Raw genomic sequence first — 18,571 nt, forward strand, 5'->3', positions numbered from 1 at the left:
AAGGTCGATCTAATGTATATCAACCCCTTGGTGTTAAAGAGCTTTTAAACTCCGGGCTGCCGGGCAGGAACTGGGCGCAGTTGCGCACGCGCCAGACCAGCTCTTCGTAACTGTCTGCCAGAACATTCACGTGGCCCAGCTTGCGCCCGGCACGTTCGCCTTTGTTGTACAGGTGCAAGTGGGCGTACGGCAGCTCGAGAATGCGTTCCGTCTCGCCATGTTCGCCAATGATGTTGATCATGCAGCTCAGGCCCCGCGCTTCAACGCTGCCCAGATGATGACCACTCACCGCCCGGATATGGTTTTCGAACTGGCTGGTCATGGCGCCTTCGATGGTCCAGTGCCCGGAGTTGTGCACTCGTGGTGCCATCTCGTTGGCAACCAGCCCATCTTCGGTTTCAAACAGCTCGAGGGTCAATACGCCGACATAGTTCAATTCGTTCAACAGGGCGCGGATATACCGCTCGGCATCGTCCTGAATGGAGGCCTGAAGGTCCGGCGCTGGCGCGATGGAGTAGCGCAGAATGCCCTCGTGGTGGCTGTTTTCAGCCATCGGGTAGAAGGCCAGGTCGCCGTCTTCTGCCCGTACCGCGATGATCGACACTTCGCGCTTGAAATCGACAAATTTTTCGACGATCAGGCGCGGGTGTCCGATGTCCGCCCAGGCTTGTTCGGCGTCGTCGGGGCTGCGCAGAACCGCCTGACCTTTGCCGTCATAACCTTCGGTGTTGGATTTGGCCACAACCGGGCAGCCCAACTCTTCGGCAGCCGCTTTCAGTGATTCGGCGCTGTCCGCAATTTTCCAGTCCGGGGTTGGTATGCCGAGCTCGCCAAACAGGGTCTTCTCCAGCTCGCGATTCTGGCAAACCTGCAGCGCCCTTGGGCAGGGGTGAACCGGCTTTTCTTTCGCCAGTTTTTCGGCAACGTCGACCGGCAGGTGTTCAAATTCGTATGTCACGCGATCAACCCGGGACAGGAAATCGTCCTGGTACTGGCCTTCTCGGTCAATAATCACTTCGCCGAGTCCGGCGCTGGGGCTGCCAGACATGTCGTAGAAAACAAAGGTCTTGGCCAGTGGATAGCCGGCCAAGGCTAGCATACGTCCCAGTTGGCCTGCGCCTAAAACACCAATTCTCATCTGTATTCTCCTGCCGGTTTCTGGCTGCTGAATCGTCGGTGTGTGCGGGTTGAAGTGCACGTGTTGCAACCCGCTCAGTAGGGCTTAGCTTGGAAGTTACTGCTCTCGCGGGTCCGGATTGTCCAGAATGGTCTGGGTCTGGGTGCTTCTGAACTCATCGACGGCCTGGCGCACGTTTGCGTCGCTGGTGCCAACAATCTGAGCCGCCAGCAGGCCGGCATTGGTGGCGCCAGCGTTGCCGATTGCCAGTGTACCCACGGCGATACCACCAGGCATCTGAACAATGGACAGCAGTGAATCGAGACCGTTTAGCGCCTTGGACTGCACCGGAACACCCAATACTGGCAGTGACGTCTGCGAGGCAATCATGCCGGGCAGGTGAGCGGCGCCGCCGGCGCCTGCAATGATCACCTTCAGGCCACGCTCGGCTGCGGTTTTTGCATAATCAAACAGCAGGTCTGGGGTACGATGCGCTGACACCACTTTGGTTTCGTAATCGACGCCCAGCTTTTCAAGCATCTTGGCGGCGTGTTCCATGGTGGGCCAGTCGGATTTGGAACCCATAATGAGTCCAACAAGCGGCTGCATAAGCAACTGTCCTGTGATAATTGGAAAGCCGGCCATTGTATGTTTTGGCTACGGGCCATGCAACAAAGCCCCGTCAGGGTTTCGGCCGCGACAGCAACGCCATTTCACCCCTTCTATAACTGCATGTATTATCCGCTGTTAAGATTCAGTCCGTCCATAGCCAGGAGAAGTAATGGAACCCATCCGTCCAGACGACGATGAACTGCGAGCCGAGGCACCGTTTGGTGCTGCTGACAGCCGTGAACCCGAAGCCAGAAAAGCGAAGAGCGGAAGTGGTAAAGCGCGAAAGGTGCCTGGCGGGGGAGACGGAAATGGCAAGGGCCGCGGCAGTGTGTCCTTGCTCTGGCTTCTGATCATTGGCCTTGCGGGTCTGGCCGTTGCCGGTTGGTATGCCCAGAATCAGAGGATTGTGGCCCTGGAAAGCCAGGTTGAGGAAGCCGACTACTGGGCCCGGCAAAGCAAGTTGGCGCTGGCCCGGTTCGAAGGCGAACTGACGGAAACCGGCGAAAATCTGCAGGAGCGTGGGACCTCGTTGGCCGAGCAGATCGCTGCCAATGACAAGGCCCTGAAAACCGCCAACAGTGAAATTCGTAAGCTGTGGGTGGTGGCCAATGAGCGCAACAAGGAACGTCTGAACGAACACCAATCTCGATTGAAGGATCTGGAGAGCACCCAGGCTGAAGACGTCGAGGCCCTGGCGGCCGTGAAGGTTTCGGTCGACAAGGTTCGGTCCTCGCTGGCGGCAGACATTGCTGCTATGGAAGAGCAGGTGAAGACCTCCATTGTGGCCCTGCAAGATGCCAACCGGCAGGCAACGGAGCAGCTCACTTCTCTTAGTCAGCAGATGGCGGACGTGGATCAAGTGGTCGAAAATCGCATCCGTCGGTTCGAGCAGGAGCAGAAACTGGGTATACAGGGTATGGAAGGCCGGATTGCGGCGCTCGAAAAGGAATCGGGTCGACTCGCCGGGGCCGGTAGTGTCCAGTCCCTCAAGAACGAGGTGGCCAGTCTGAAGCGCACCATCGATGCGGTGGATGCGTCCCGATCCCAGCTCACATCACGCCTGGTTCGGCTTTCAGAAGAGGTTAACGAATTGCGGTCCCGGATGGCCGCGCAGTAACCGGTCTTTTTAAAGCGGGTGGCGCGAGCTAGCGAAGGCCGGTGTGTAACGGTTTGTAGTCATCCCTTTGCGGTAGCTCTCATTTCTGTCGGCGAGCAGTTGTTATCATCAGGCAACTCGCGGACAAGTGAAGAGTGAACAACCATGAAAAGCCCTACGCCCCCCGCTGTCCGGCTGCCTTTCCTGGCGAGCCGGGTAGTGCTGATGGCCGCCTTGCTGCTCGGCTCCGGCTGCACGATCTATCAGTCCATTGGCAAGAGTGTGGGAGGCTTCCTGCATCCCGTGTCCGGTCCCGATTTTGTGCATATCCCCAATGACCAGTGGGACCGAAAGAATGCCCTGGTGTACTTCTACCGAACCCATTCCCAGTGGGCCGCTGAAGAGATTGAATCGCCCAGCGTCTATATTGACGACAAGCACTACTTCAATATCCGAAATGACAGCTACACCTGGCTGGAGGTGAGCCCGGGTGAGCGCCACATTGCCATGCGACGACCGCTGCTGGGGCTGGAGGGATTAAATTCTTTCAGTTTAAGTCTGATCGCCGATGCCACCTTAACCACCGAGCCGGGGCGCATCTATTATCTGCGTTATAACGAGCTGACCGAGCCCGAGCAACCTCACCCGGTTCTTGATCCGGAGCACCCACTGGCTCAGGGCGATCTTCAGCTGGTCACCCGTTCCTACGCCATGCAGGCGGATCAGATAGTCAGCACCCGCTTCCTCAACAGCGATCTTCTCGCGCCCAATCATGCCGCCACCTCCATTGTCGAGATCAACGAGGACATGGACTACGAGCGCCGCATGGTCCTGCTTGAGGAAGAACGCGAACTGGAAATCGAGCGGTTAAAAAAGGAGGGGCAATACCAATCAGCATCCTGGTTCTGGCCGTTTGGTGGCGGCCCCACAGTGCCGTTAGAGGCCGACCGTAAAATCCTGCAGCTTGAACAAGACTACGCGCAGTTGGAGCTGGAGCGTGAACGTAAAGCCGAGGCAGAGTCTCGCGGTGGCTGGTGGATCTTTTAATCGATTGGTAAATAGCTGATTGCGAAATTGTCGGATTGGCATCCCGTTACTACACTGAGGGCGGTTGTAACCACTGTCATGTCAGAACCGGAACGTCATCGCCATGTCATTCAAGGATTCGTTAAAGTAGATTCGAAAAGCTGGCCGAAGACATAATGCCGCCTTTGGTCAGCAGCTGGAAAGAGGTTCAGCGGCGTCTGGATGAGCTCAACTGCTCGCTGGCGAATCGCTCGGTGCCGGAGGGTCGACGCTCCAGGGTCAGCGAGCTTTCGCTGCAGGAGAAAGCCCAGCAGGCAGGGCAGGGGCGGGCACCAGCCCGGAAGCGACGGACCAAGCCAGGCAAGCCCTAGGAATTGATCGAAAAGTGTCCGGTTTTGAATGGCTTGGAAGTTTTTATAAGTTTTTTAGGTAAAACGTTTGACACCGCCAGCGAAATGCTTAAAATGCGCGTCTCACTTGGTTGAGACAGAAACTCTGAATCAACAAACAACGCTCAGCGTTGCAAGTGAATGTCCCTTACAGGGCATGGAAGTAAGTCGAAAGTTGGGTGGTTAGCTCAGCTGGGAGAGCATCGCCCTTACAAGGCGAGGGTCACTGGTTCGATCCCAGTACCACCCACCATTTTCGACGCGCAGCACCGGGTCACCCCATCCGGTTGCAGATTCAGGGCTCAGGTCCGAATCGATGCGGAGCGGTAGTTCAGTTGGTTAGAATACCGGCCTGTCACGCCGGGGGTCGCGGGTTCGAGTCCCGTCCGCTCCGCCATTTTTTCTTTTCCCGGGTGGTTAGCTCAGCTGGGAGAGCATCGCCCTTACAAGGCGAGGGTCACTGGTTCGATCCCAGTACCACCCACCAGAATTCGAAAAAGGCAGGCCTCAGGGCCTGCCTTTTTTATTGCCTATTTGCCAATCAGCGATTGGCCACACACCCGCACTACGTTGCCGTTTACCCCGTTAGACCCAGGGCTGCAATACCACGCGATGGCCTCGGCCACGTCAATGGGCAGGCCACCTTGAGACAGGCTGTTCATTCGGCGCCCGGCTTCGCGAATCGTTATCGGCATGGCTGCCGTCATCTGGGTTTCGATGAAGCCCGGCGCGATGGCGTTAATGGTCACACCATTTTTCAGTTGCTTTGCCAGGGCCTCGACATAGCCGATAACGCCACTCTTGGCAGTGGAGTAGTTGGTCTGGCCAAAGTTGCCGGCAATGCCGCTGATGGATGAAATGCATACTATCCGCCCATTCTCCCGCATCAGTTCGCGGTGCATCAATTCCTCATCAATCAGTTCTTCGGCACTCAGATTTACCGCAATGGTCATGTCCCAGAAGTGCTCAGGCATATTACCGAGAGTCTTGTCCCGGGTAATACCGGCGTTATGGATAACCAGGTCGATGCCGTCGAAGTGTTGCTGAACAAAGTCGGCAATCAGCTTGGGGGCTGCCTTGTCGGTAATGTCGCACGCCAGCGCCTTGCCGTTGATAGCATCGGTCACTTTCTCCAGCTCGGCCATGGCCGGTGGGATGTCCAGGCCGATCACCGTGGCGCCGTCGCGGGCCAGGGTTCCAGCGATGGCAGCGCCAATGCCGCGGGATGCACCGGTAACCAGGGCGACCTTGCCAGTGAGGGGAGCGACCGGGTTGGTGGTAGGTGCTGCGGTGCTTTTGCCAATACGCACCACTTGGCCCGATACATAGGCCGAACGGGGCGACAGGAAAAAGCGCAGGGTGGAGTCCAGCTGTTTCTCAGCGCCCGGCGCCATCCACACCAGGTTGGCGGTGGAGCCCTTCTTGCCGATTTCCTTGCCAACACTGCGAACAAACCCTTCCAGCGCCTGTTGTGCTGCTGCCTGCGGTGCTTTGCGGCAGGTCGATGGATTCTGGCCAACCACCACGACCCGGGCATTACGGCCGAGCTTTTTGATGGTCGGATGGAAGAAGTCGTAGAGGGCCCTGAGGTCATCCGGAGTCTTCAGGCCGGTGGCATCAAATACCAGGCCGGAAAAAGTTGGCTTGTCGTCTGCGTCAAGCTCCAGAGCCTTGGCTTTGTTGCCCGCCTTGGCGGAGTCAACGAGGGAATCGATGCCGCTGGCATGGTGCACGGTAGCGGCACTTGCGTTCAGAATGCCGCCCAGGGTGGCAATGGCTTTGGCGCCGTTACCCGCACCCACCAGGACGTCACCCTCGATAAATGGCTGGTCCGGACGTCTCAGGCGGTTCAGGGGGATGGGCGCGGGCAAACCCAGCGACTGCGCAGCGGTTTTGCCAACCGGAGTGTTTACAAATTTCAGGTACAGGTCAGACATAGAATCTTCCTTGTGGTTGCTATAGTGCATCTCGAATGCATAAAGAGAGCGGGTCGACCTACAGGGTAAAGAATCGGTCAGTTTTTGTATTGACTCAATGCCGTCGGCTCATTGTCAGGCATGCCAATGAGCGGCTGGCCTGTCAGGTTAGACTGCTCGCCAGTTAACCATTTTCTGAAAGGACATCATCATGGCACAGGCATCGAAAACCACCCAGTCAAAGGCGCCGACGCGCTCAAAAAAGCCAGCGGCACAGCCCAGTGGTGTGCGTCGTGTCGCGATCATTGGTGGCAACAGGGTTCCGTTCGCCAAGTCGAACACCGCTTACAGCAAGATCGGAAACCAGGAGTTGTTGACGTCCGCGCTGCGCGGGCTTGTGGATCGTTATGGTCTGCAAGGTCAACGTCTGGGTGAAGTGGTAGCCGGCGCGGTGATCAAGCATTCCCGGGATTTCAATTTGACCCGGGAAGCCGCATTAAGTTCTGGCCTGGCCCCGGAAACGCCGGCGTACGATATTCAACAGGCCTGCGGTACCGGGCTTGAAGCAGCCATCCTGGTGGCCAACAAGATTGCCCTTGGTCAGATCGAATGCGGTATTGCTGGTGGCACCGACACCACCTCCGATGCCCCTATTGGCGTCGGTGAGGGGCTGCGTGAAATCCTGTTGGACCTGAATCGAGCCAAGACCCTGGGCCAGCGCCTCAAGATTCTCGGTCGTTTCCGGCCCGGACACCTGGTGCCGGAGGTGCCTGAAAATGGAGAGCCTCGCACCGGTATGTCCATGGGTGATCATGCCCAGGTCACTGCCCATGAGTGGAACATTGCCCGGGAGGACCAGGATCAGTTGGCGCTGGAAAGCCACCAGAAACTGGGGCAAGCCTATGAGGATGGATTCTTTAGCGACCTGATGACGCCGTTAGCAGGACTGGAGCGTGACAACATCCTTCGGCCGGATACCACGCTGGAGAAACTGTCGTCGCTGAAGCCCTGTTTCGATCATGAGCAAGGCACCATGACAGCGGCCAACAGCACCGCGCTGACCGACGGCGCCTCTTGCGTGCTGTTAGCCAGTGAGGAGTGGGCAAAAGCCAACAATCTTGAGGTTAAGGCGTGGCTGACGTTCTCGGAAGTGGCCGCGGTGGACTTTGTCGACAAGAAAGAAGGCCTGCTGATGGCCCCGGCTTACGCCGTGCCGCGCATGCTTGAGAAGGCGGGTCTGAGTCTGCAGGACTTTGACTATTTCGAGATTCACGAAGCTTTTGCGTCACAGGTACTGTCGACACTTAAGGCCTGGGAAGATCCGGAATTCTGTAAGACCCGCCTGGGGCTGGACCAGCCGCTGGGCAGCATCGACCGCAGCAAGCTGAATGTGAAGGGTAGCAGTCTGGCGGCCGGGCATCCGTTTGCCGCCACCGGTGGTCGCATCGTGGCAACCCTGGCAAAACTGCTGGAGCAAAAGGGCAGTGGCCGTGGCCTGATCTCGATCTGTGCCGCCGGTGGCCAGGGCGTTACCGCGATTCTGGAGCGCTAAATTTCGAGAAAAGCGAAATTGGCTTTGACAGACGATGCTCCACCCCTTAATATGCGCGCCACGTTGATCGGGGATAACCCGAAAGACAACCAGTTTTGATGCGGGGTGGAGCAGTCTGGTAGCTCGTCGGGCTCATAACCCGAAGGTCGTTGGTTCGAATCCAGCCCCCGCTACCATATAAGAGAAAGGCAGATCAGTAACTTACTGGTCTGCCTTTTTTGCGTTCGGGATAGCAGAAAGTTTCTGTGACGTATATGTGCCAAAGCTTAGGACGCCTCGATTTGCTGTTAAGTACAAAATGACCGTCGGTCACTTTTTGCTACAGAACATTATGAGTTTGTCCAAATAGCAGAATTGCCCTCCTGATTTTACTGATCCGTCCCTGGATTCTGTCTTTACTCCCAGGCGATTCAGTTTATTACTCTATCTGGAATTCGAGAAGATCGCCCAACTCACATTCAAGCAAGCTGCATAGCTTGTTGATTGCATAAAGGTCTACGCGTTGCAGCTGTTTCTTTATAGAGCAGGGGCACAGTGTTCCTGTTCAGGCCCTCCTCTATAGCCACATCCACGATCTTCAATTTTTTGCTGGCCCCTTCATTCGTTCTGACAAAATGAATGAAGGGTATTAGAGGGTTGACTAAAAAGGGGCAGAGAACTCTACCCCCTTTGACGTCCGATCAAAGACTGGTTCTAGGGTTTAATTCCACCTCGAACGCTGGTGAAGCCCAGCCTAGAACCATTCCGGTTCTGGTAGTTAAAGGCTCGCCACCGGTTTTCACTTTGCGTTCATCACCGTATTGCAGCCAAGTCAGCGTCGGCACTGTACCAATTGGCGGTTTACTGTAGTCACATACGCCTTCAGGGAAGACGTCAGCTACTTGCTGCGCGAATTCTTCCGGCGTAGATGTTGTGCCTAGGATGTTGGCAGGGTAGTCGGTCGGATCTACTGGTTTCAGCTGACATTTGTTGGTAAGCGTGGTGATTGAATCCCCGGCAACCGTGCGTGGAGTTCCGAAGCGGGTCTGAACGATGAGTGCCTGTGCTTTAATCACCTCATCGGTAATCGGCTGAAGTGGATCAATGATAACCTCTGGTAGTCCCAGCGCCCCGAGTTCCAATCCACAAACTTGCCCGGTGGCAACGTCCAGTATTTGCCCAAGCTCAGCCGGCAAGTTTGGAATCTGACCCGAATCCAGACCATTGAGCCGGGGTTCCGGGTAAAGCAGGTTGCCGGTATACGGTGCCTTGGGGCCCTCGGCAGAGAACGGTGCAGATAGGGAAAGGCAACGATCTCTTGCCGTAACTGGTTTGTTGTCGAGTACCTTAGCTGATACCGAGTTCTGTGAATCATCGGCCTCCATGCCCGCCAGCCATTGATCCATCACCAGCAAGGCTCCGTCGTGAAGACGGTGTCCCCGGCCAGTGGGAAGGCGCCATACCAGATTACGTGGTTACGGGCATGGCCCTGGGTTTCTTGCAAGCGGGCACGCATCTGCCAAGAATGGAACGCATCATGGGCTATCCCTGGGTCCGGCCCGCGCAGGTCGATAATCGGCACGTTGGCAAGGTTTTCCGCAGTATTGATCGCACCGGTGCGGTACGCATTTTCAAGGGCCTCTGGATCAGCATTGATTCGCTCTGGCTGATAGTTGATGTCGACATCCAGGCCGCCTATGTTGCGGTTGACTGCCAAGAACTGAGCCCCAGTGATAACACCGTCATGCAACGCCTTGAGGCCATACTGTACCCCGGTATTGTCCAGTGGAATTCCTGCGAAACCCTTGGATAACAGTTGCTCGTTGGGTGACCACACTTCCGGAGTCCGCGTGCCAAACTGATTGACCATGTAATCTATCAGTCCGCACCTTAGGCCATCTGGCGGGTCTCCGGATCATACACTTCGGTTTTTCTTGCAAGCCCTGGGCAATTCTCCTGATCTGGAGAGGCAGAGGGGAAGAACGCCAGGTCGGACACAATCGGATTGACGGGTAGATGCCCGTAAAACGCTGGCCATTGAACGGCCAGTACGGGGTCTTGGAGTAGGCTTTCAACAAAGGTAACCAAGTCCGCTGGGTCTTGGGCCACCTGATTGCCCAGATATTCGTTCAACAGATTGTAATCGGCAAACTGAGTGGCGGTGGTCCATACATCAGGGTAAGAGCACTGAACAATAAGCCCCTGATAAATGCCCGGATAAGCGTTAGCAATGTGCTGTTGAGCAATCGAGCCGCCGGAACAACCGGTTCCAATGGTGTAGCGTACAAGGCCGTATTGCTCAACGATGTGCTCCTTGGCCATAACCAGCGATTCGGCTGCGGTCACCAGATTGACGTTGTGGCCGAGATTTGCCTGTGCGGTGGACAGGGTTACAAAGCCTCGGGCGAGGGCGACGGAAATGCTGTCTCCGAGCAGAGGTTCTGCTCCCTCCGGCGCAGTGCCCGAAATATCCCCATTGGGCGGTTGGCCCATGCCGTAACTAACCCCCACATTGCCACCATGATGAATCAGAATCTTGCTGTTCCACTGCTCCTGAGGAGACAGTGCGTTCCACTGCTGACCCGGTTGGAATAGCGACATAATCTGATAGCGATCACGATTCATTACTCCTGTTTCGATCCGTACGATGAACGGAACGGTGACGCCCTCGTCAGTGGTGACTTGTGCGATGTCTTCAGAAGGGGGTGGGTTTCCGGGATCGTAGGGCAAAAAGGCCCCAGGTAAACCTGGCGACTCGGGATCAAAGCTTTCCGCAAACAGATCAAACTGCGACTTTGGAACGTACTTGAACTCGAACTTCGCCGGCTGGTTACATTTGTCGTCTACCGCTTTCTCGTTGGTGCAGGTCCATGGCTGAACCTGTGGGCCAGAGAATACCGGGCCGCCTTTGGGATGATTGGTGACGATTTCCCGCAGCACTCCGCCTTTACCAAGAGTAACCTTCAGTTCGTTCTCTCCCAGCTCCAGGCCTTTGATTAGCCCGCGCAGGGTGGCATCATTAATCTTCACCATAGCGTTGCTGATATCCCGCCCGTTCAGAAAAATTTTCGCCTTTTCGAGATCGGGAGACACTACCTCAACCAGGGCATCGCCACCGCTAACCAGGTCAGCGCGGTTGGATATCACACGAATGGTGCCTTCACCAACGAGTTCCTCCTGCTTGGGCCCTGGGGTGTTGTCTGGTGGAGAATTCTCCGCGATCTCGTTGCTATTAGGCCCTGAATTCGACGAGCCGTCGTCAGACCCGCAGCCGACTAAGGTAAGGCAAGTGCCATAGCAAGTGCTGACTTTTTTAAGATGGGGGATAAGTTCATGGCTACCTCAGTTTTGTTCTTGTTCACTTGGCATTTTGTTTATATCTCCGTCACTAGACCACAGGCCTGACCTTTGGGCTTTGGCCAGCCAGACATCAGGTATCGTCAATGGTGTTAACGGACATAGGCTTGCAGGGGCGTCTCGTCCCCGGTATCTACAGAGTTTTGGAAGGGTGTTGCCTTTCGGAAAGTGGAACTCGATCCTATGGCGAGGGGGCGTTAACAAAAGGGTGAAGGTATAGCGACTACTTGCAAGGCTATAACTTGGATCAGTCCGTTGCGGACTGATGTGTCACCGACTCGCTGAAAGAGGGAAAACTATGGCAGCCGTTAACTGGTTCCGGCAATAGAAACGGTCCCTGATACCATTTCCAAAAGCTTGGGTGAAGGCTTACCGATATAGTAGCCTTGAGCATATTCAACGCCCAGTTCTTCTAGTTTTCTCAGCGTTACCTCATCTTCGACAAACTCTGCAATCGTTCGCATGCCGAAGGCATTGACCATCTTGTTCAGGCTTTCAACGAACACCTGATTGTCCGGGTTATTCTCCAGATCCAGAATGTAAGAGCCGTCCAGCTTCACGTAGCTCAGTGGCAGCTTTTTCAGATAGCTGAACGATGAAAAGCCAACTCCAAAGTCGTCGAGAGCAACCAATAACCCCGCGTTGCTGATGCGCTCCAAATTAGAGAGCACCATCTGGAAGTTCTCGATATATGCGGTTTCAGTAAGTTCCACTATGACATGTCCGGGATCCACTCGGTATTTGCGCACTAATCCGATCAGAATGTCCGGAAAACCGCTGGATTGAAGCGTCGGGGCAGACACATTGATAGAGAAACTCAGCCGGCGCCCGGTCTCCCAGGTAGCAGCAAGTTTTTGAAGAGCCTTGTCCATAACCCACTCGTCAACGAGACGGATCAGCCATGCGCTCGGCGGCTGGAATGAAGTCACTGGGGTACACTGCGTTGCCCGCGGTGTCTTTCAGTCTGAGTAATACTTCGTAATGGCTCACGGTCTCATTTTTGATCGCAAAAATGGGCTGGAAGTTAAGTTCAAACAGGTCGTTACGTTTGAGCGCCAACTTCAGCAATGAGGTGAGGTCGTGGTCTCGACGTAAGTTGGCGAGATCGCTGCTGGCTGGATCGAAAATCTGCCATTGACCACCGCCTTTTTTCTTAGCCTGATACATGGCCATATCGGCATGAACGATCAGCTCCTGTTCGGTGTCACCGTGGGAGGGAATTAGCGCCGCACCGACACTGACGCTGTATTCAACAAAGCGCTCCTCTCCCGGTAGACGAAGTTGTCCGCTCAGCTGGTCCGCTAGCTTCTGTAGCAGTTTCTCGAGTTGGCTCTGCTCAATCCCGGGCAGCACCACGGTAAATTCGTCACCGGCCAAACGGCTGATCGAATCGCTCGACCGGACACTGCCGCTCAGTGACTCGGCAATCTTTATAAGTACATTGTCGCCCACGGTGTGGCCGTAGAGGTCGTTAATCTGTTTGAAGCGATTAATGTCAATGAACACCAATGCGCCAGAACGCTGAGTGTCCAACACCTTCTGAAGGTCATGCTGAAAACCGCGGCGGTTACCGATACCGGTTAAAGGATCGTTATTGGCCAGCCACTCCAGAGCTTCTTCGTCTCGTTTTCGCTGGGTGAGGTCGATGCCGATGGCCAGGATTACTTGTTGGCCTTTTTCGTCTTCGACGATAGAGCATGTCCAATCGAGGTAGATTGGAAATCCCTGGTCATTGGCGAATTCTGCGTCTACCTGAATGACCTCGCATTGTTTGCTTAACAGAAGATCCACTCGTTGCTGGAATACTTCCTGGCTCTCACGGGAAGTAAAAAGCTCGGTGAAATTCTTAACCGGGCGCTTAAATTCCTTCGCAAACCGGACATTACTGGTGAGTATCGTGCCGTCCAGCCTCTGGGTTGCGATAAATAGATGGGAGCTGTCGATCAGCCGCTCCAGGAACGCGCGTGAGCGGGTGATAACTGCAATTTGTTCTTGCAGGGATTCGTTTTTGTTCTCCACCTCAATGTGGAGGGCCTCCAGTTCACGAGTGACAAACTTTGTGCTTTTTTCGAGCAACGACAATTCGTCCTGCAGGTAGACCGCTCCGTGATTAATCTTTGCGTTGGCTTCCCTGTATTGGTGTTTGGGGAGCAGGTTCAGAGCCTCAACCACTGAAAAAAGGCGACGCAATGGGTTGAGCATGATCAGTATCAGAATGAGTTCTGACACCACCAAGGCCAGGGCGCCAATGAGAATGCTAATTTTTACCGAGTTGACGAGGTTATCGTGCTGCTGGGTCTCATCGCTGATCGCGAGAAATTCAGGTTGTTGTCCGTAGGCTCGGTATTGGGTCAGTCGTAATCGGTTTAGCAGTAGTTTTTGATCTTCAAATTCTGATGAATCGTTGTCATCAAGGGCTTGAAACGGCGTTTCTTGCTGGATAGCGCGAAGTTGAGTAAGGGTTTGCTGGAACTGACTGGCTGCCCACAAACGCCGATTCCAGGACTCCAGCGACCGGTTCGCTTCTCCTGAGTTAGCGGATTCAGGCCGTGATGGCAGCAGCACCGCCAGATCATTATTGGAAACCTGTTGATAGCGCTGGATGATGTCGGAAATGTTTTGACCGGTCAGGATCAGAGCTTCGGAGCCGTTGCTAAGGACAAAGGGTTCGATTACAAACTGCGAACAGCCAAAACCACAGAAAAGGAAAGACCGGGGTGCTTGGGTTCCATTGGTTGCCATGGCTTGAGAGATGGCGCTGCGTAGCTGTTTTTGATGCTGGAAAAGCAGGTGACTAAAGGCGGAGCCAATGACTTCTCCGTCGATCGAATAGAGGCCGATGTAATCAATGCCCGTGTTGATGTTGAGCTTTATCCATTCGCTCTCCAGGTATTGCTGGAGCGCATCATTGGTTCCCGATTTCTCTGCGCGCTGGATTTCCGGCATTTCTGCGATGAGCTGGGACAGTTGTGACAAGCGAAGGAAATTGTCTTCTAGCAATTGGTTCAGAATGGATTGCTGTCGGACTTGAAGGTCTTCAAGGCGTTTATCGTAGGTGCTGATGGTTTTGTAAATGTGCTGGCCGACCCAGACTCCGGTCAGGGAGATCAGAACAAGGCTGAGAAAGACAACGGCTTTCCATTTGAGACTCAAGTACATAATTGAGTAACCGGCGAATCAGAATTGATAATTCAGCGATAGCACGTAGTAGTTCCAGTATTTATCAATATCTTCATCTTCGATCCCTTTGTAGCTTGGCAGCCAGGCGGTACCCTCATTGAAGCTAGCCTGGCCAACCATTGACCAATTGTTCGTGAATTGCCATTTGCCTCCGACGGTCCAACCTTTGCCGAATCCACGATATGGATTATTTGCCGTAGCGGACCCCTCACCGGATCGATCATCATTGTTCAGGTATAGCTCTTCGTAGCGCGTGAACCAGGAAGTTTGCGCTGATGCCAGCCATTCAAGCTGCAAGTAGTAACCTTCTGTCGTTGAGCTTTGTGAGCTATCAATGCCGGCAAATTGCGCGCTAAAGTCGCTGTCGAGGTTCAGATACTCTGCGGTGACAATCCAGTTTTCAAAACTGTACTGAGCCGAGAGGATGGCAAGCAGACCCTCGATCTTCGCGCCTGTGACGTAGTTTAGGGGGTTGGTGAAGAAATCACTTGGGTTGCTCATAAGAGCTGCCTGAGCTTCGGCTACAGACAAGGTGTCTTCAAGCTCGATTTCCAGATCCACCAGGCTTAGGCCCAGGCGTAAATCTCGCTGGAAGGACGGCACGAGGTTTACATTCAATATCTTGAGTGGAACGTCATCGGCCTCACCCTGGGGTAGAGGTTGTCCGAAGGCAAAATATTCGAAGTCCTCGCTATCAACATTTCGCTGGCCGACGGAGAGTTCCCAGGTCAAAAGGTTGTCACTGAACAGGGCGGAACCATAAAGATTCACGCCATCGATGGATAGCAGGGTGTCTCGGAACGCGTCGAAATAGATAGAGTCGGGCACGTTGTAGCCGGGCCGTGCCGATGGAATATCGCGGATCGCGTTGTAGAAGCCGATGTTGTTCTTTACCCGGCCGGCACGAACACCTAGCGATGCGCTTTGGTCGCTGAAGAGCAGGTAATCGGCCAGCAAGAAGTCGACCCTTATATCGCCGTCGTCGGCCTGATCCTGTCGCCGGCTGAGCACTTGGCCCGCCAGCCGAAAATCGGGTGAAAATTCGGTGAAGCCGTTGATGCCGATTTCACGAAATTTCAAAGAACCGTCGTTCGCGTCTGTTCCCGCGTAGGGATTGTCGGGGCTGTATAGATAGGCTTGATTCACGAATCCATGGATTTGAGAGGATTTGCCAAGCTCGATGGCCAACACCTGAGGGCTTGTTACAAAAGAGAGAGCAAAAAGGCCCTGTAGTAGCTTATTCATGGCTGGTCTCCTACCAACACCCGTACTCCGTCTGCTGGGTACTCCTTAGAGACGTATCCGACTGCCCCTGGCGTTGTCTGGATCATTTGCAACATTGCATCCTCGGAATCGACACGGTTGGCGCCTTGCCTGTGCCGGTGAACAGCATCCGGTTCCAGATCCGATCAAGTTGATGCGCCTGTATTTTCAGGCGATCAATCACGAATTTTCGGTGCAGACTGCTGGTGCTGGGCAGGATAAAAACTTGAATGGCCTGGCCGCTGGGCCACTTTCTGATTTGCATGGCAAAAATCTGATTAAGGTAGGCGGAATCAAGATTGGTGAATTCGACACTTTCATTAAGCACTATTTTGGGTGTCGCGAACGCCGCCTGAGCGAGTGTCAGTAAGGCGCTGAACAACAGCCATCGAATGCCGCGGGTGCGGACTAGAGGTCGGTACGTTGCATCCATGTAAAAGCGTCGCGTTTTAGAACTTTTGCTTATTTGTAGTTCATCATCCCGGAAAATGCATTGAATTTCTGTAAATTTTTCCGAGCCTTGTGTGCATTACTGTAGCCTGGCTACTTGCTTTGTCGAGGAGGGGTAAACGCTGACAAACCCGAATTCTCCAATAAAGAGGCGAATCTTAGAGTTGTCAGATCCTGGCCCGGACCGCCGATGATCTGGATGTTGTAGGGCAAGCCGTCCGCGGAAACTCCCACAGGCACCGACGTGGCCGGCAGGCCGAGCAGAGTGGCCAGGGCAATCCAGCAAAACTGATCCATGTACGCCCGGGGTTGCCCCGCCACCATGATTCTACGCTTGAACACCGGCTGGCTGTGATCGTGCCGGATCGCCGTAGTGGGGGTAATCGGCGTAAGCAGCACGTCGAATTCCTCGAACAGGGATTCGATCTCGACCCGCATTTTCTCGCGAAGTTCGTTCCAGGTGGCCCACTGATGCGCAGCCTGATTCACGCCACGGGCGTATTCGCCAATAAACGGAGTGACCGGGCCAAAGAACTTTAGCCAGGGCTCCAGGCGGGCAATCCATTTCATTTGGCGGCGCTGTGAGGGTTTCAGTGAAGTGGCGAGCAAACTGCCCAACAAATTGAAGTAGGCGGGCAGTAAGTGTTCGAGATTGAGTAGGCGATGGTTCGGCTCTGCCACCAGGCTCCCAGGCCTTCGAGTTTGCCCGCCAGGTCCCGGTAGCCGGCACTGAGTTCAGTCTCAATTGGGCACAGGGGGTCGTCCAGCCAGAGCCCAACCCTGGCCTGTGACAGTGTTTCCAATTTAGCGGGCTCCATTGCCAGCGCCCAACTGCGGGCGTCAGCCGGGCGGGGGCCCGCAATAACGTTCAGCAGTAGCTCCAGGTCCTGGCTGCAGCGTGCCATGGGGCCGCCCACGGCCAGATCCGGTCGCGACTGGGTCCCGGGCGGGCCGGGGATATGGCCTCGCAGCGAAACCAGATCCCGGGTCGGTTTATGGCCGAACACCCCGCAGAAATGCGCCGGTGTACGAATAGAGCCAGCCAGGTCACTGCCCACTTCCAGCGGTGTCATGCCGCTGGCCAGGGCAGCGGCGGCACCGCCGGACGAGCCACCGGGGGTGTGGTCGGTATTGTAGGGGTTGTTGGTTACGCCAAAGAGCTTGTTGTAGCTTTGCAAATCGGTGGCGTAGATCGGCACGTTTGTCTTTGCGATGATAATGGCCCCGGCCGCTTCCAGACGTTGGGCAATGTCGGCGTGCTTTTCCGGCACGTGGGTTTGCAGCGCCGATGCCCCGGCGGTGGCGGTCATGCCAGCCACTTCCCAGGTGTCCTTAAGGGTCATCGGCAGACCATGCAATGGCCCGGTGGCCTGACCGGCTGCCCGCTGTTGATCTGATTCCCGGGCCCGGCTCAGCGCCCGTTCCTCGTCCAGAGTCACTACGGCGTTGATGCTGCTGTTTTGCTGGTGAATGCGTTCGAGCAACGCCTTGGTCAGGCTCTCACTGGTAATGCGCCCGGCTTCCAGTTCAGTCAGCAGCTTATGTGCGGGTAAGTAATGCATCGAACTCATGGCAGGTCCTCGCGCCAATATTTCACTCTAACCTGGGCTTTGACCGCATCGATGATTTCGACGATCAGGTTGATCAGGGCCTCGTTCTCGGTTTCGTCCGATTCAACCTGATCCGGGCTGGGCAGGAAGACGTTGACGATGTCTTCAATGAAGGCATGGTTGGAGGCTGAGGCAAGATCCTCAAGAATCTGATGAATAACGTTGGCAACGATATCGCCAACCGCCTCTTCAAGAGTTTCCTGGATGGTCGGGCCGACCACCGGCAGGAACTTCAGGCGCGATAGCTCAAGGTTTTGCTTCAGGGCGCTGTCGACCCGATCCTCAAGGTAGCTTCGCAAGGCACCCCGATTAGGTACATAGCCTTCTTGGGCGGCTTCGGCGACACGGCTGGAGATCCAGTCTGTCAGCATGTCCCGGCGCGGGTACAGAATGTCCTGCTGGATTTTGTCGAACAGCGGCGAGCCCCGTTTGACTTCCTGTTGAACGCCGCTGAGCACCTTCAGAACGATGCGGTCGGACAGCTCCTCCATGAAGGCCTCGTAGTAGAAGTTTACGAAGCGGTAGAGCTTGGTGTTGGTGACATCAATGATCTTGTATTGATGCAGGCGGTAGATGATCGAGATGACGCGCAGGATCCGCAGGAAGCGCAGACTGCCGACCGGGATACAGCCCACCAGGTCGTACCAGTGAATGAACGGATAGAAGTACCAGCGGTCATAAACTTTGGCCTTCACCGCGTAGCCCCAGCGAAGGAAGAATTCGCTCAGGAAAATCGACACGAAAATCATGTCGTAGAAGATGAAGCGATCGTGGATCGGGTGATAAAGGCTTTGCAGGCCAGGAGCGTATTGCTTGAGCAGATCCTGCACCGCCACAAAGTTGTAGATGGAGTCCCAGATAATGAAGGCCAGGTTTATGATCAGCAGCCCCAGCATGAGGAAGTCGACGATAAACCAGATCAGTTGGTGGCTGGACTTGAGATTCTCTCGGTTGATGCGCAGCATTCAGGACTTCCAGTTACCTGTCAGGACGTTATAAGCTCCTGACAGATTAGCGTATTTCG

16 protein-coding genes, 4 tRNA genes and 1 pseudogene are annotated in these 18,571 nt (G+C 55.0%); 8 read left to right on the forward strand and 13 right to left on the reverse strand.

The window, feature by feature from the left end:
• Positions 1 to 19: 19 nt before the first annotated feature.
• The gene (locus tag AU14_RS12505; RefSeq protein WP_041341264.1) at positions 20 to 1,138 is read right to left on the reverse strand and encodes a 5-(carboxyamino)imidazole ribonucleotide synthase; all 1,119 of its coding nucleotides are present in this window, start codon (positions 1,136 to 1,138) and stop codon (positions 20 to 22) included.
• Between the two features lie 96 nt (positions 1,139 to 1,234).
• Positions 1,235 to 1,726 carry a 5-(carboxyamino)imidazole ribonucleotide mutase gene (gene purE, locus AU14_RS12510; protein ID WP_041341266.1) on the reverse strand — a complete coding sequence of 164 codons (492 nt, stop codon included), beginning with the start codon at positions 1,724 to 1,726 and terminating at the stop codon, positions 1,235 to 1,237.
• A 172-nt stretch (positions 1,727 to 1,898) separates the two neighbouring features.
• Here purE and AU14_RS12515 point away from each other — a divergent pair, with 172 nt between their 5' ends.
• From AU14_RS12515 to AU14_RS12540, 6 genes are all read left to right on the forward strand, one after another.
• Positions 1,899 to 2,846, forward strand: a complete 948-nt coding sequence (locus tag AU14_RS12515; protein ID WP_041341268.1) for a coiled-coil domain-containing protein — start codon at positions 1,899 to 1,901, stop codon at positions 2,844 to 2,846.
• 144 nt (positions 2,847 to 2,990) lie between these two features.
• Positions 2,991 to 3,872, forward strand: a complete 882-nt coding sequence (locus tag AU14_RS12520; protein ID WP_041341271.1) for a DUF2846 domain-containing protein — start codon at positions 2,991 to 2,993, stop codon at positions 3,870 to 3,872.
• A gap of 155 nt (positions 3,873 to 4,027) precedes the next feature.
• Positions 4,028 to 4,222 (forward strand): hypothetical protein, encoded by a 195-nt coding sequence (locus tag AU14_RS12525; RefSeq protein ID WP_236744054.1) that lies wholly within the window; start codon positions 4,028 to 4,030, stop codon positions 4,220 to 4,222.
• A 195-nt stretch (positions 4,223 to 4,417) separates the two neighbouring features.
• Positions 4,418 to 4,493, forward strand: a tRNA-Val gene (locus tag AU14_RS12530).
• Between the two features lie 67 nt (positions 4,494 to 4,560).
• Positions 4,561 to 4,637, forward strand: a tRNA-Asp gene (locus tag AU14_RS12535).
• Between the two features lie 14 nt (positions 4,638 to 4,651).
• Positions 4,652 to 4,727, forward strand: a tRNA-Val gene (locus AU14_RS12540).
• A 43-nt stretch (positions 4,728 to 4,770) separates the two neighbouring features.
• On the opposite strand, the gene AU14_RS12545 is transcribed toward AU14_RS12540, so the two are convergent.
• Positions 4,771 to 6,177 carry a 3-oxoacyl-ACP reductase gene (locus AU14_RS12545; protein WP_041341274.1) on the reverse strand — a complete coding sequence of 469 codons (1,407 nt, stop codon included), beginning with the start codon at positions 6,175 to 6,177 and terminating at the stop codon, positions 4,771 to 4,773.
• A gap of 190 nt (positions 6,178 to 6,367) precedes the next feature.
• Here AU14_RS12545 and AU14_RS12550 point away from each other — a divergent pair, with 190 nt between their 5' ends.
• Both AU14_RS12550 and AU14_RS12555 read left to right on the forward strand, forming a co-directional pair.
• Positions 6,368 to 7,708 (forward strand): acetyl-CoA C-acetyltransferase, encoded by a 1,341-nt coding sequence (locus tag AU14_RS12550; RefSeq protein WP_094191215.1) that lies wholly within the window; start codon positions 6,368 to 6,370, stop codon positions 7,706 to 7,708.
• 99 nt (positions 7,709 to 7,807) lie between these two features.
• A tRNA-Met gene (locus AU14_RS12555) sits at positions 7,808 to 7,884 on the forward strand.
• Between the two features lie 242 nt (positions 7,885 to 8,126).
• Here the strand turns inward: AU14_RS12555 and AU14_RS23920 are convergent.
• From AU14_RS23920 to AU14_RS12605, 10 genes and pseudogenes are all read right to left on the reverse strand, one after another.
• A complete protein-coding gene (locus tag AU14_RS23920; protein ID WP_407942855.1) occupies positions 8,127 to 8,243 on the reverse strand; it encodes a helix-turn-helix domain-containing protein in 117 nt (38 codons plus the stop codon).
• A gap of 145 nt (positions 8,244 to 8,388) precedes the next feature.
• Positions 8,389 to 9,093, reverse strand: a complete 705-nt coding sequence (locus tag AU14_RS19865; protein ID WP_041341277.1) for a DUF6351 family protein — start codon at positions 9,091 to 9,093, stop codon at positions 8,389 to 8,391.
• A pseudogene (locus AU14_RS19875) lies at positions 9,093 to 10,834 on the reverse strand (DUF6351 family protein). Before AU14_RS19875 ends, AU14_RS19865 begins: the two are co-directional and overlap by 1 nt.
• 518 nt (positions 10,835 to 11,352) lie before the next feature.
• Positions 11,353 to 11,916, reverse strand: coding sequence for an EAL domain-containing protein (locus AU14_RS12575; RefSeq protein WP_041341283.1), 564 nt, complete (start codon positions 11,914 to 11,916; stop codon positions 11,353 to 11,355).
• A 10-nt stretch (positions 11,917 to 11,926) separates the two neighbouring features.
• The gene (locus tag AU14_RS12580) at positions 11,927 to 14,203 is read right to left on the reverse strand and encodes a diguanylate cyclase domain-containing protein (protein ID WP_041341285.1); all 2,277 of its coding nucleotides are present in this window, start codon (positions 14,201 to 14,203) and stop codon (positions 11,927 to 11,929) included.
• Between the two features lie 18 nt (positions 14,204 to 14,221).
• Entirely contained in the window at positions 14,222 to 15,469 is a 1,248-nt protein-coding gene (locus AU14_RS12585) for a hypothetical protein (RefSeq protein WP_041341288.1), read from the reverse strand.
• 82 nt (positions 15,470 to 15,551) lie between these two features.
• On the reverse strand, positions 15,552 to 15,920 hold the full coding sequence (locus tag AU14_RS12590; protein WP_148312748.1) for a hypothetical protein: 369 nt from the start codon (positions 15,918 to 15,920) through the stop codon (positions 15,552 to 15,554).
• Between the two features lie 110 nt (positions 15,921 to 16,030).
• Positions 16,031 to 16,507, reverse strand: a complete 477-nt coding sequence (locus AU14_RS21735) for an amidase family protein (RefSeq protein WP_041341291.1) — start codon at positions 16,505 to 16,507, stop codon at positions 16,031 to 16,033.
• 20 nt (positions 16,508 to 16,527) lie between these two features.
• Positions 16,528 to 17,508: an amidase family protein gene (locus AU14_RS18690; protein ID WP_236744055.1), complete on the reverse strand. Its 981-nt coding sequence runs from the start codon at positions 17,506 to 17,508 to the stop codon at positions 16,528 to 16,530.
• Positions 17,505 to 18,512 (reverse strand): hypothetical protein, encoded by a 1,008-nt coding sequence (locus tag AU14_RS12605; protein ID WP_041341293.1) that lies wholly within the window; start codon positions 18,510 to 18,512, stop codon positions 17,505 to 17,507. Before AU14_RS12605 ends, AU14_RS18690 begins: the two co-directional genes overlap by 4 nt.
• Positions 18,513 to 18,571 lie beyond the last annotated feature (59 nt).

The sequence above is a fragment of the Marinobacter similis genome (genome assembly GCF_000830985.1).
Taxonomy (GTDB): Bacteria; Pseudomonadota; Gammaproteobacteria; order Pseudomonadales; family Oleiphilaceae; genus Marinobacter; species Marinobacter similis.

Excerpts from the sequence above, each read along its gene's own strand:
- AU14_RS12525 (WP_236744054.1), top strand. The coding sequence starts at position 4,028 with ATGCCGCCTTTGGTCAGCAGCTGGAAAGAGGTTCAGCGGCGTCTGGAT.
- AU14_RS12515 (WP_041341268.1), top strand. The coding sequence starts at position 1,899 with ATGGAACCCATCCGTCCAGACGACGATGAACTGCGAGCCGAGGCACCG.
- AU14_RS12585 (WP_041341288.1), bottom strand. The coding sequence starts at position 15,469 with ATGAATAAGCTACTACAGGGCCTTTTTGCTCTCTCTTTTGTAACAAGC.
- AU14_RS12505 (WP_041341264.1), bottom strand. The coding sequence starts at position 1,138 with ATGAGAATTGGTGTTTTAGGCGCAGGCCAACTGGGACGTATGCTAGCC.
- AU14_RS12580 (WP_041341285.1), bottom strand. The coding sequence starts at position 14,203 with ATGTACTTGAGTCTCAAATGGAAAGCCGTTGTCTTTCTCAGCCTTGTT.
- purE (WP_041341266.1), bottom strand. The coding sequence starts at position 1,726 with ATGCAGCCGCTTGTTGGACTCATTATGGGTTCCAAATCCGACTGGCCC.
- AU14_RS12605 (WP_041341293.1), bottom strand. The coding sequence starts at position 18,512 with ATGCTGCGCATCAACCGAGAGAATCTCAAGTCCAGCCACCAACTGATC.
- AU14_RS12545 (WP_041341274.1), bottom strand. The coding sequence starts at position 6,177 with ATGTCTGACCTGTACCTGAAATTTGTAAACACTCCGGTTGGCAAAACC.
- AU14_RS12590 (WP_148312748.1), bottom strand. The coding sequence starts at position 15,920 with ATGGATGCAACGTACCGACCTCTAGTCCGCACCCGCGGCATTCGATGG.
- AU14_RS12575 (WP_041341283.1), bottom strand. The coding sequence starts at position 11,916 with ATGGACAAGGCTCTTCAAAAACTTGCTGCTACCTGGGAGACCGGGCGC.
- AU14_RS21735 (WP_041341291.1), bottom strand. The coding sequence starts at position 16,507 with ATGAAATGGATTGCCCGCCTGGAGCCCTGGCTAAAGTTCTTTGGCCCG.
- AU14_RS19865 (WP_041341277.1), bottom strand. The coding sequence starts at position 9,093 with ATGGATCAATGGCTGGCGGGCATGGAGGCCGATGATTCACAGAACTCG.
- AU14_RS18690 (WP_236744055.1), bottom strand. The coding sequence starts at position 17,508 with ATGAGTTCGATGCATTACTTACCCGCACATAAGCTGCTGACTGAACTG.
- AU14_RS12550 (WP_094191215.1), top strand. The coding sequence starts at position 6,368 with ATGGCACAGGCATCGAAAACCACCCAGTCAAAGGCGCCGACGCGCTCA.
- AU14_RS12520 (WP_041341271.1), top strand. The coding sequence starts at position 2,991 with ATGAAAAGCCCTACGCCCCCCGCTGTCCGGCTGCCTTTCCTGGCGAGC.